Source organism: Streptomyces sp. NBC_00984, from assembly GCF_045162475.1.
Classification (GTDB): Bacteria; Actinomycetota; Actinomycetes; order Streptomycetales; family Streptomycetaceae; genus Streptomyces.
The window spans coordinates 1,127,524-1,138,332 of record NZ_CP108734.1 but is presented as its reverse complement, the minus strand read 5'-3'; the positions used below and the strand labels follow the sequence as shown (position 1 = coordinate 1,138,332).

The 10,809-nt window shown below is 69.4% G+C and carries 8 protein-coding genes and 3 pseudogenes; 4 read left to right on the top strand and 7 right to left on the bottom strand.

The features are described from left to right. Positions 1–27: 27 nt before the first annotated feature. The 3 genes from OG520_RS04860 to OG520_RS04850 all read right to left on the bottom strand — a co-directional run bounded on the left by OG520_RS04860 (position 28) and on the right by OG520_RS04850 (position 4,840). On the bottom strand, positions 28–927 hold the full coding sequence (locus OG520_RS04860; RefSeq protein ID WP_406012306.1) for an RICIN domain-containing protein: 900 nt from the start codon (positions 925–927) through the stop codon (positions 28–30). A gap of 294 nt (positions 928–1,221) precedes the next feature. Further along, positions 1,222–3,270 carry a hypothetical protein gene (locus OG520_RS04855; RefSeq protein WP_406012305.1) on the bottom strand — a complete coding sequence of 683 codons (2,049 nt, stop codon included), beginning with the start codon at positions 3,268–3,270 and terminating at the stop codon, positions 1,222–1,224. 1,225 nt (positions 3,271–4,495) lie between these two features. Next, positions 4,496–4,840 carry a hypothetical protein gene (locus OG520_RS04850; RefSeq protein ID WP_406012304.1) on the bottom strand — a complete coding sequence of 115 codons (345 nt, stop codon included), beginning with the start codon at positions 4,838–4,840 and terminating at the stop codon, positions 4,496–4,498. Between the two features lie 1,100 nt (positions 4,841–5,940). On the opposite strand from OG520_RS04850, the pseudogene OG520_RS04845 reads away from it, so the two are divergent. After that, positions 5,941–6,315, top strand: a pseudogene (locus tag OG520_RS04845) (transposase family protein); the annotation flags it as partial. Positions 6,316–6,433: 118 nt separating this feature from the next. Here OG520_RS04845 and OG520_RS04840 read toward each other — a convergent pair. The 3 genes and pseudogenes from OG520_RS04840 to OG520_RS04830 all read right to left on the bottom strand — a co-directional run. After that, positions 6,434–6,700: pseudogene (locus OG520_RS04840) on the bottom strand (transposase family protein); the annotation flags it as partial. A 403-nt stretch (positions 6,701–7,103) separates the two neighbouring features. Continuing rightward, positions 7,104–7,640, bottom strand: a complete 537-nt coding sequence (locus OG520_RS04835; RefSeq protein ID WP_406012303.1) for a DUF2398 family protein — start codon at positions 7,638–7,640, stop codon at positions 7,104–7,106. After that, positions 7,640–8,734 carry a DUF2397 family protein gene (locus OG520_RS04830; RefSeq protein ID WP_406012302.1) on the bottom strand — a complete coding sequence of 365 codons (1,095 nt, stop codon included), beginning with the start codon at positions 8,732–8,734 and terminating at the stop codon, positions 7,640–7,642. Before OG520_RS04830 ends, OG520_RS04835 begins: the two co-directional genes overlap by 1 nt. Between OG520_RS04830 and OG520_RS04825 the strand changes: the two genes are divergently transcribed. The 3 genes and pseudogenes from OG520_RS04825 to OG520_RS04815 all read left to right on the top strand — a co-directional run bounded on the left by OG520_RS04825 (position 8,722) and on the right by OG520_RS04815 (position 10,388). Further along, positions 8,722–9,315 carry a hypothetical protein gene (locus OG520_RS04825; RefSeq protein ID WP_406012301.1) on the top strand — a complete coding sequence of 198 codons (594 nt, stop codon included), beginning with the start codon at positions 8,722–8,724 and terminating at the stop codon, positions 9,313–9,315. The two genes, OG520_RS04830 and OG520_RS04825, sit on opposite strands and share 13 nt — an antisense overlap. Before the next feature lie 183 nt (positions 9,316–9,498). After that, positions 9,499–9,672: pseudogene (locus OG520_RS04820) on the top strand (transporter); the annotation flags it as partial. A 338-nt stretch (positions 9,673–10,010) separates the two neighbouring features. Continuing rightward, a complete protein-coding gene (locus OG520_RS04815; RefSeq protein ID WP_406012300.1) occupies positions 10,011–10,388 on the top strand; it encodes a VOC family protein in 378 nt (125 codons plus the stop codon). Between the two features lie 65 nt (positions 10,389–10,453). Here the strand turns inward: OG520_RS04815 and OG520_RS04810 are convergent, their stop codons facing one another. Beyond that, complete coding sequence (locus OG520_RS04810; RefSeq protein WP_406012299.1) at positions 10,454–10,801, bottom strand: hypothetical protein; 348 nt, start codon at positions 10,799–10,801, stop codon at positions 10,454–10,456. Positions 10,802–10,809 lie beyond the last annotated feature (8 nt).

The following is a 10,809-nucleotide window of genomic DNA, read 5'->3' as shown; positions in this document are numbered from 1 at the left end:
TCGTTGCCCCGGACCGGTGCTGCCGGGTCAGCCGACCACGGTCCAGCGGCTGTCGGCGTCCGTACCGCAGTCGTCGAGCTGGAGCTGCGTGGCGCGGGCCATGGAGTCGTCCTTGACCTCCATGCACAGGTGGTTGCTCGCGTAGTTGCGCACGCGCACCGTGCCGTCCCCCACCGGGTCCAGCCACCACAGCTGGTTGTCCCGCGTCGAGCCGTCGCAGCGCGCCTCGATGAGCTTCGTCGCGGGCGGCTGCGCCCCGAACATCGGGACGTCCAGGCACAGGCCGTCCTTGACGTTGGCGAACAGCACGAGGTCGGCGCCGCCGGGCCCCTGACCCGCGCCGCGCGCCGACATGCTCCAGAGCTGGTTGTCCTTGTCGGTGCCGTCGCAGTAGTACTGCATGATCGGCTGGTTCACGGCGCCCTTGCCGTAGCCGGAGACGTCGGCACACATGCCGCTGTGCGCGTTCTTCAGCAGCACGCGGGAACGGCTCGCGTCCGCGAGCGTGGTCTGCTTCTTCTCCTTCGGCGCTTCCTCCTTCTTCTTCTCCGCCTCCGGGGAGGGGGAGGTGACGGTGTCCACGGGCGGGAGGGCGGCGCCCGCCCCCGCTCCGGCGGCGACGGGGTGCTTCGCCGGCGCCTTCTTCCCGGTCTCCCGGCCGCCGGTCGGCGAGGAGGAGGCCGAGGGGCTGATCCGCCGCTGCTGGGCGGCCAGGTGCTGCTGCTTGCTGTCCTCGTCGGACTGGTAGCTGCGCCACGCGCCGAGGCCCAGGGTGGCGCCCGCGGCGAGCGCGAGCAGGGCCGTGGCCCCGGCGATCCTGGTGCCCACGCGGGAGCGTTCGCCCGGTTGCTGGGCGGTCTTCGTCAGCGCCTCGACGAACCGGGCCCGCTGTCGTCGTTTCGCGTCGTCCTGCTCGGTGTCACTCAACGCTCGTCCCCAAGTCAACAATGGTCCAACTGTTGGCAGCCGGTCGCTCCCGCTTCCGCCACTGCCGCCCCGCCCCCGTCCGGTCCGTGCGCCAGTCAACCAGCGCGCCCGCAACCCCGGGCGGCACGCCGGACGCGGTGGGCACGGGATGGGCACGAACTGGACAGGGCCCGCGCGGCACGCCCACCCCGGGGGCGGGGCGCGCGTCCTTTCGCGCGAATCCGCACGGCGCGAGTCTTTCACGGACCGCGTCCCCTGCGCGGCCGGGCGGTGCCCGGTACGGCCACCCCGCGTTCACCGCGCCGCCGTCCCGTACAGCTCCCGGTCCCGCAGCAGTTCGGCCGCCTTCGTCAGCGCCGCCGAGAGCCGCCGCCGGTAGGTGCTGAAGGACAGTCGCGCCCGGCTCGCCGCCGCCTGCTGGCTGCGCGGCCCGCTCAGATACGTGATCTCCAGGACCTCGCCGAGCTGCCGCTGCCCCGCGTGCGCGCGCAACTGCTCCACCGTCTGCGCGAGCACGTCGCGCAGCGCCGCCGCGTCCCCGCCCGGCGCCACCAGCCGGGTGCCGAGGAGCGGGTTCTCGGCGAGCTGCCGGAGGTCCTGCGCGTCGCGGTAGGCGTGCTTGACGGCCTCCGCGAACGCGGGCCACGGCAGCTCCGCCCCCGGCGGGCCGCTCGCCGGGGCGGGCAGCGCCGAGGGATCGTCCGTCAGCAGCCGCTCGCACAGCGCCGCCGCCCACGCGTCGAAACCTGTGCCCCGCCAGTCCTGTACGTACGGGAGCACCGCCTCGCCCTCCGCTCCCGGTACGGGGGCCTCGCGCAACTGCCCGTAGAGGCCGAGCAGCGGGGCGAGACCGGGCAGGTCCTGGACCGTGCAGGTCCAGCTCACCGCGAGCCTCGGCACCGTCGCCCACAGCGTCGTCAGCGCGAACGCCGCCGCCGCCGGGGGCCCCGTGCTCCACCGCGCGAGGAGCAGGCGCTCGCCGCGCCGCAGCGGGGCCCGCTCGCGGGTACGGGCCAGCGCGGCCCGCGCCACCGGGTCATCGGGCAGGCCCGTCATGCCCGCCTCCAGCCAGGGGGCGACGAGCACGGCCACGAGCCCGCCGCCGTCCTCCGCGAGGGAGAAGGCGGACGGCTGCCGCTCCCACCACGCGCGGGCCGTCGCGGCGGCGACCTGCCCGTGCTCCTTCGCGAGCGCGGCCAGCACCGCGTCCAGGTCCTCCGGGCGGGCCGTGCGCACGTGCAGACGGTCCGTCCCCTCCCAGTCCACCGCCTCCCGCACCGCCCGGTTGACCCGCCCCAGGTGCGCGAGCCCCGCCCCGAGCGCCCAGCGCCCCCCGGTGCGCTGGGCCAGTCGCTCCGTCAGGTGGGCGTGCAGCCTGCGGTGCAGGCGCTCGTACTTCTCCAGGCCGCGCCAGCGCAGGTCCACCACGAGCGCCTTCCGTACGAGCGGGTGCGGCACCAGGCCCTCGGCGGTGCTGCGCACGAACGACAGCCCGCGCAGCCAGTCGCCCAGCGCGTGCGCCTCCGCCACCGGCACGCCCAGCGTGTGCCGTACCAGCTCCTCCGTCGTGACCCGGGCCAGCGCGAGCACCGCGAGGGCGTCGCGCCTGGTGGGGGAGGGGTTCTCGCGCAGCAGCAGCCGAAGCAGTTCGCCCACGAGTTCCGGCGCGTCCTCCAGCGCGGCGCCAGGGCCGGCCCCCCCGGTCTCCGAGCGCTGGCGCGCCTCCGCGAAGAGCGCCAGGGCCAGCGGCAGCCCGTGTGCGGCCCGTGTCAGGGCCGGTACGGCCGTCTCGGGGACGTCCCGGTCGCGCAGCAGCCGGGCCGACTCGGCGTCACTCATCGCGCCGAGCACGGCCGTGTGCAGCAGGTCCCACCACTGCGGATCGGTGCGCCACTCGGCCGAGGGGGGCCGCCGCGCGCCCACGAGGACCGGCCGGTCGGCGGGCAGGCCGGGCAGGAACACGTCCCGCAGCCACGCCTCCAGCGGGCCCAGCAACTCCCCGGAGTCGATGACGAGCAGTTCCGTCCCCGCCGGTGCCCCCTGCGCCTCCAGCGCGCCGAGGAAACCTTCCGGTGTCGGCGCGGTGCTGCGCATGTCGATCACGCGGACTGTCCTGCCCTCCTCCTTCGCCTCGGCCACGAAGCGGCGCAGGAGCGTGCTCTTGCCGACGCCCGCCATGCCGTGCAGCCACAGCACCTGACAGCCGGGCTGCTCACCGAGCAGCGACTCCCGCAGTAACCGCAGTTCGGCGACCCGGCCGGTGAAGAGCCGACGCCGCCGGGCCGTCGCCACCCCCGCGGGGGAAGCGGCGCCCTGCGCCTGGGTGAGGGGGGGAATGTGCATGGTCTACCTGTCGGACTGCTCAGGGTCGCCGTCGGGAGGCGTGGCGGCGCGGGAGGGACGGGGAGGGGGGAAGGGACGCCCGGAGGGGGTGCGGGGCGGGCGGCGGAGGGCCGGTCGCCCGGCCCCCTCCGCGCGTACCCCCCGCCACCCCGGGGGAGCCGCGCGCTCCGGACGTGGACGCGACGCGGTCCCCCGCCGCACCACGGGCCGCGCAAGGAACTGCATGGGTAACCGCCTCCGACCTCACCGGACGGGATCTCTCTCCCGTCTCCGCCACCCCGCGCGCGGCCCCGGACACACACTTCCCCCGCCCGCGCCGACCCGCTCCGCCGAGCGGCGAACGGCTCGCCGCCCGCAGTAACAGACGACGCAGGCGTCCCGCCGGTTGCACCCGCGGAGCCCCCTCGCGTGTGTGGATCGCATTCGAAACACGCGAAAGGGACCGTACCCCTCCCGTTTCACCCTCCACCCACCGCGCACACCCCTGTCAGCCCCCTGACGTTCACCACGACATCGTTCCGCGCCGGACGTCCCCTGGGCACGGCGTGAGGCGAGCCCTCCGGGAAGCGGACGCCGTGCCCTCGTCACGCTGGTGCACGGGGCACGGATCGCGCCGAGGGGAGGCTACGGCGTCCGGCCATGATCGGAATCCCGCCCTGCCCGGCCGCCGGAACGCAGAGCGTGGACTCGGCTCCCACTGCTACCGCCAGGTGTCGATGACCTGGAGGGCGGCGGGCCGCATGTGGTCCTCCGCCCGTCCCGGTTGACGGTGCTTGTCGCGACTTGCTCGTCACGTCCTCACTGAGTCGTCTGCTGGGTGAGGCGGGGCGAGAGGCCCGGGCGGCCTGCGTCGTGCCGGGGATTCGGACACACGAGAAGGGCCGTCGCGGGGCAACTGTCCCGGGCGCGGGGGTATCCGAGAAGAACGGACCCGTATCCACCCGGCCCGGTCGACCGGGCCCGCACGGGATCCGCTCCCCTCGCGCGACCGGAAGAGCGAAGACCGCCATGGCCCCGACCCCGCACACCGTTCCCCTCCGCGTACTCACCGCCCTCGCCGCCGAGACCCCGCCCGGCCCGGGACGCGGGCTGCGCCTCGCGCTCTAGCAGGGGCAAGGCCCCCTCGGCACCCCCGAGGCGGTCCGCGCCAATCAGCGCCGCATGGACGAGGCGCTCGCCCTCGCCGCTCGCTACCGCGCCCAACTGTGCGCCTTCCCCGAGCTGTTCACCACATATCGGTGTCCATGTCTATGAGGTGCGACGTGTCTCGGACAGCGCGACGTGCCAGGTTCCAGGCTGCCTCTACGTGCGCGCTGGCTACCGTGGTGCGTTCGGATGCTGCGAGAGTTCCGGCTATGCGGACGACATGGTCGTCGATGCGGACAAAGAAGTCGGCGTGCGGGTCCGCCGGCTCGTCCCATCGGCCATCAACTCTGCGGATCACGTTGCGAAGACGTAAGGCTTGCTTGCTGAAACGCAGGAAAGGGCGGGTGTTGAAGGCCCATGCGTATGCCAAGGCCAGTTCTTCCTGCCAGGTATCCGATTCCGGTGAGATAGGCGGGATGTCCACCGGGCGGGTGGAGAAATGCAGGACGCGGGAGTACGTGGCGGCGTCTGTGGCCTGGAATCCCTGCCACTCGGCGATGGACGGAGTCCAGAGTGAAGCGACATCCGGAGGCGCGAGCCTTTCGGATGGTCCCCGAAATCGAGCCTTCCCACGTGTGGGCGGCATGTGTTCGCGTTCCCATGCGAGGCGGAGGGGGCCTTGCAGAGTCCAGCTGAGGTTTGGTCTGCCGCGGTTTGTGGTGAAGGGGGACCCCGTCAGGAGCATGCTGGAGGTGCCTTTGCCGGCATTGACTGCTCGTTGGGTCGCGTGAGTGGCAGCGTCGAACTGCCTCTCGGTTGTCACGTCTGCGTGCACCGCGAGTGGGCTGATGCCGTCGAGGAGACGTTGCAGGAGGGGAAGGAGCGGGTCAGCCTCGGGAGTGTTGCGATGAACGAGTGCGGTCCAGACTGTTGTGAGGCCCGGCCAGGCCGAGAGCGACACTGCAGGAGCGACAGCTGCCGACCACCAGCTGACTGCTGCGAGGTACAGATCTGCCGGATCGAAACCCGCTGCCCCGGCTTCAGCCAGCGCTAAGCTCCCCAGTGGTCCTCGGTAGGTGATGTCGTCCCCCATCAACTTCCCCTTCCCCTTGAGCACCGCATCGTGGCCACTGTTGTGGTGGGATTCTGTCCCACGGTGCTGACAAAGGGGGGCCTGGCAGTTCGCCGAGCACGCCGCCTCCGCCAGCACCGATGGCGACAACTCGAGGGCCTGCTGCCGCTCCGGAAACCCGGCGGCGGCCTCGGACGTGCCCGGTGCTTGCTCCCGCCAGCGGGCGAAGAGCTGCCGGGGCGATGGGTGCGGACAGGAGAAGCGGGGGGAGTAACGGTGCGGGGTGCCCCGGCTGCTGCTGCCTGTGGGCCTCCGCTCGGGCTTGGTGTGCAGGGGCCATCGATAGTGCGGAGAGTCGGGTGGTTACCTAGGAGCGTGTCTCAGTAACCGGCAACCTGCCTGCGGTTCGTGATCATTGGTGCGGGATGATCTCGGTATGCGTGGTGGCGTCGGGGTGTGGAGGCTTCGCGAGGGCCGGACTCGCTCCGCCCCCGACCGCGAGGGCTGCCGCCATGAACGTCCAAGTCCTCACCGACCCGTTCGGCCGCCTGCTGTGGGCCTCGCCCGCACTGCCCGGCTCCACCCACGACCTGACCGCCGCCCGCACCCACGGCATCGTCGAAGCACTCATCGACGTCGGCCTCAAGTACTGGGCCGACAAGACATACCAGGGCGTCGGCAACTCCATCCGGGTGCCCTTCCGCGGCCGTCACCTCAAGCGGTGGAAGCGCCGCCACAACAGCACACACGCCAAGATCCGCTGCCTCGGCGAGCAGGCCATGGCCACCCTGAAGAGCTGGCGTCTCCTACGGAAACTCCGCTACAGCACCAACCGCATCACAGCGATCGTCCAGGCTGTCCTCGTCCTTCATCACGCCTCAGCGTGAGGTTGGAAAAGGCTCGGTGAGGGCCAGGTTGTGGAGTCGGGCGATGCCGAGCATGGCCTGGTGAACACCATTGCCCTTCAGGCGGCAGTCCCGCAGGATCTTCCAGTTCTTAAGGCGAGACAGGGCGCAGGTGATCGAGGATGCGGTCAGCTGCAGACTTCGAGATCCCGAACAGCGGCGCCACCTGCCGTAACGTCAGGTTCGTGCGCCAGTACGTTGCTACCAGCAACACTTGGTCCTCCAGCGGCAGCCGCCACGGCCAGCCACGCTGAACGCCACCGCCGCGACGCCGCACCAACGCCACCAGCCTGACGAACTGCACCTCGCTCGTTCCGGAGATCGGCTCGATCCACTTCGGATCATCCGCTGAGATCACCCCACCCATGCCCAGCCAACACACCAACCGGACCACCGGTTCCGGGACAACCTCAGGGCAGCGGCGGCATCGCCGGCCTGGCGTTGCCCGCCGGTCGACGCCAGGTAGCGGCCCGTACCAGAGCCGGAATGCGGTGCCACACCCGGGTCGTCGAGGACGGCGCGCAGGGGCGGTGTGCCGCCGTCTCAGGTCCTGCTGGCGCGCGGAGGCATGGTCGGGAAGCTCAGCCTGGTCCCCGCGCAGCGCTGGCACATGCGTTTGTGGACGGTCAAGGTCGATGTCCATCAAGGACGGGGACAAGGTGGCGGGAAGAGCGGCGAGATGGTCCCGGCGAGCTATGACGACGAGATCGGCGCGATGGTCTTGTTCCGCGACGTCCAGCGGCTGATCGACAGCGATGACGTGCCATCCCTCAAGAAGGCGCAGCGCATCCACCAGTGCGAGCCGATGCGCGTTGACCCGTGCCCGCCCCTCGCCAGCCGTGGGTCACGGGCTGGAAGCGGGGCAGGCGACCAGACTCGGACTCCGTGACGCAGGTCTGGACGAGCGCACGCTGCAGGTCGTTGAAGCTGGTCTCGGGGTGACGCCACAGCTGTTCACACACCAGGCACATCAGGGTGAGCACGAAGGGCGACGCCGTGCGGCCCCTGGTCGCGCCCGGCAGGTTGATACGCGGAGGCCGGTCCGCGGGAGGATCCCACCGTCGCTTGTACAGGCGGCACATGCCGTCGGCGGGGTACGCCTCAAACAGCCATCCGAGCGTGCCAGCGAACCACGCCCGCACCTCATCCTTGTGGTGGACCGCGAGAAGGAAGAGATCCGGGTCGGATTCGACGGTCAGGAACTGACTACGCAGGAAGGACGCGATGACGGAACGAACCTCCGGATTCGCATGCTCCGCCATTTCATCGTCCGTGTAGGCATCGGGCAGATCGTCGGCGCCGGACATCACGCAACCTCCGTCGATCCGGCTGCTGAGACCGCGCCCAGAGCGACGATCTCGACGCGCAGGTCCGGTGAGCATAGGTGGCCTTCCTCCAGCTCTACCGTGACCATCCGCCCGAACTCGCCCAACCACAAGTGCAGACGAGCCCCCACGGTCTCCGCCGTTCCGCAGCCCGCACCGTGGTCGAAGGCGTCGAGCGCCTCCTCCAGCAAGGTGACAAAGACCGACGTGTGGTCGGCATCGAGGCCGGAGAAGTGGGTCAAGGGAACCCTCCCGGGAGTGATGAGATCTTGTGCGAGCGCTGACCGCCGCTCCAGATCTACTTGCGACACGAACTCGGCATGTGCCCGCTTCTTGGCCAGGTCCGGAATCTTCGGCGGCCGGCCCGCAGACCGGGCGCCACGTTCGCTCGTGCGCAGTACGGCCTCGGCGGTGTGCATGGCCCCTTCAGACGCGCTGAATCCCGGCGCGATGTCCTCGAACTCCGGACGCCGAGGATGATGCGCTGTCCAGATACCGAAGCCTGCGGCAAAGACCTGGTACGCCGCATCCTCGGCTGGCTGCGCGTGGATCAGGCGAGCGAGCTGGCGGAAATCCGCTCCCAGATCACTGCCCCGGGAATTGGCGTAGAAGCGCCGCTCGATGGCCCCGAGCAGCGTGTGGATCGCGCCCGCTGACGCCTCGATCAGCCGCTCGATCGACCCGCGAGGCGCGAACCAAGCGTCAAGGCCGCCCAGTTGTTGCCGCTTCTCCGTCAGCCAGGAGTGCTGGGCGCGCGCATCCAGGACACCCGCTCCGGGCAGTGCACGCTCGACGATCGAGCTCGCGCCGACAGCTTTGAGTTCGGCCAGAGCGGCACGGACACGGTCCAGGGCGCGCTGTGTCTGGTAGGCGAAGTGACGCAAAGCCAGGAGAATACGTTCGCGACTGGTGGTGAACACGGCATCATCAGTCACGTCGTGCTGAACAAGGGCCGCTACGGCACCGTAGAAGTCGCCACTCGCCTCCTGGAGTTGCTCCAAGTGCGCCTTGATCTGCGCCAGATCGGTGGCCAGCAGATCCGCATCCTGGTGAAAGTGAGAGAGTGTCCGGCGCACAGTCGCCCCACGGCATCCAGGAGCCGCGGGGGGAGCTGAAGGGAACGATCCAGGCTGTCGATGACATCGCGTACGGCGGTAACCATGATCCGGGCCTGCTTGGTCAGCGCCCACGCGTCCCGCCTCCGTTTGGCATCGGCGTAGCTGGAGACCGCCGCCGTGTAGTCCTCGAGCGGCTCGACATGACCGGAGTCGATGAGGGACTTCAGCGCGGCATCGAGATCTTCGTTGCTGATCGGGTCGTGGTAGCCCGCCTCCGCAAGGAGGTTGCGTACGTCGGCAAGGGTCGACATCGGTGTCCGTGTACTCGCAAGCAACAGAGCCCCCAGGACCGCGGCAAGAAGTTCACGAACCACAGGCACCCGCTCCGTCAGGGGCTCCCACAGGTCGGGCTCAAGCCGCCTCCACCAGTCCTCCGCCACTTTCTCCCCTTCCTGTTGATCCGCGAGTCCCGCTCGGCTCGATTTCTGGGAGCCATCCGTTCTGACGAATTCCCAGAGATGTCGATCTCTCGCCTCCGTGCGCTGCTTGCGAATTCGCCGCCACTCGAAGGTGTTGACCACCATAGGAGGCGGCACTGACAATCCATCAAGAATTCGAAAGGGTGGACGATTTCCGGTGCCGTGAGTTGTGATAATCCCGGCCGAAAAGCCAGGCTCGCCACTCGATCACTTGTTTGGCGGATGGTGGGAATCTCCGTGGAAGTGGCGAAAATCCACCCTGTGTGCGCAAGGAGTGGTGGGTGAATTTGAGCCGACAATGCGCTCCTCGTCTATCTCAAGGCCGACCCGAAGGAGGTCGATCTCGTTCCCGGCTTCACCCGGGACGTGACGGGGCTCGGCCACCACGGCACGGGCGACCTGGAGGTGAAGCTATGCACCCCGAGGGACGTGGAGCGTGCCCAGGATCTGTTCTGTGCGAGCTACGCAGCGGCGTGAACGGTCGGCGGCGCCTCAGCCGTGAGTAGCGCTTCGCGTTTGGATCGTGGTCGCCTGGATGGTGCCTCTCGACGTATGGGCAGGTAGTGGCGGTGGACTAACAAGGATGCGCGGGATCGCCGGTTTGGCTAACCGGCTTCTCTGAACTACCGGTGATTCCTGACGAATGCGTTGCCAGAGAGGTGCTGGTGTGGTTCCTTGCCCAGGCCCCCGCATGAACTAGTCGAAGAAGGACTGATCGCCGCAACAGCCCCCAGACGAGACGCGGATCAGGGAGCGAGAGCTGGCGCTACCAAAATCGGATCGCCAAGGCTGTCGCAGTCTCCTACCGTTCCGTCATGCAGATCGTCGTGACACTGGACTGTGTTGACATCGAAGCGCAGGCGGGATTCTGGCTCGCTGCGCTCGCCCCGCTGGAATACCGGCGCGGCTTCGAGGGATCGCCATACCTGAGCTTGGTCGGTCCGGCTCCCGCACCCACCCTTCTCCTACAGCAGGTCCCGGAATCAAAGCAGGTCAAGAACCGGATGCACCTTGACCTCGACTTCGACACCGAGGACCTGGACACCGAGGTCGAGCGCCTCCAACAACTCGGCGCCCAGAGGATCTCTCGAGAACAGAGCGAACACGGCTTTCGCTGGGTTGTCGTTGCCGACCCGGAAGGCAACGAGTTCTGCGTATTCGTCCCCCCAACCATTGCTGCCTCAGAGGCGTAGTCGCAGCATCGGGCTACCTCGTCGGCCGAGTCCGTCCCGCCGCAGGTGGCACGTCTGCGTCCTCATCAGCCCTTGCGTCCTGAACGCTTTTCCAGACACTCACTTACGACTTCCGCGAGGTGGGGGAGTCCCAGGTGCACGGGCGGCCCAGGTACGGGCGAGGAGTCGTCGATCTGCCGGATCTTGGACTCCGCCCCGGTGAGGCTCACCTGGAGCCCCTCGATCTCGCCGAGCCAGCCTTGTTGTTCTGCCTCCGTGATGCGGGCGATGAGGTTGTCGCGGATCTCGACGAGGCGCTCGCGCTGGGCGGGGGTCCGGACGCAGAAGAGAGCAGCGGACGCCCCGTTGACTGAACGAACTACGGGGATTGTGCAGTTCAGGGGGCAGATGGGGTCTTCGGTCGCTACGGTCACCGGTCGTG

Excerpts from the sequence above, each read along its gene's own strand:
- OG520_RS04855 (WP_406012305.1), bottom strand. The coding sequence starts at position 3,270 with ATGCACATTCCCCCCCTCACCCAGGCGCAGGGCGCCGCTTCCCCCGCG.
- OG520_RS04835 (WP_406012303.1), bottom strand. The coding sequence starts at position 7,640 with ATGTCCGGCGCCGACGATCTGCCCGATGCCTACACGGACGATGAAATG.
- OG520_RS04815 (WP_406012300.1), top strand. The coding sequence starts at position 10,011 with ATGCAGATCGTCGTGACACTGGACTGTGTTGACATCGAAGCGCAGGCG.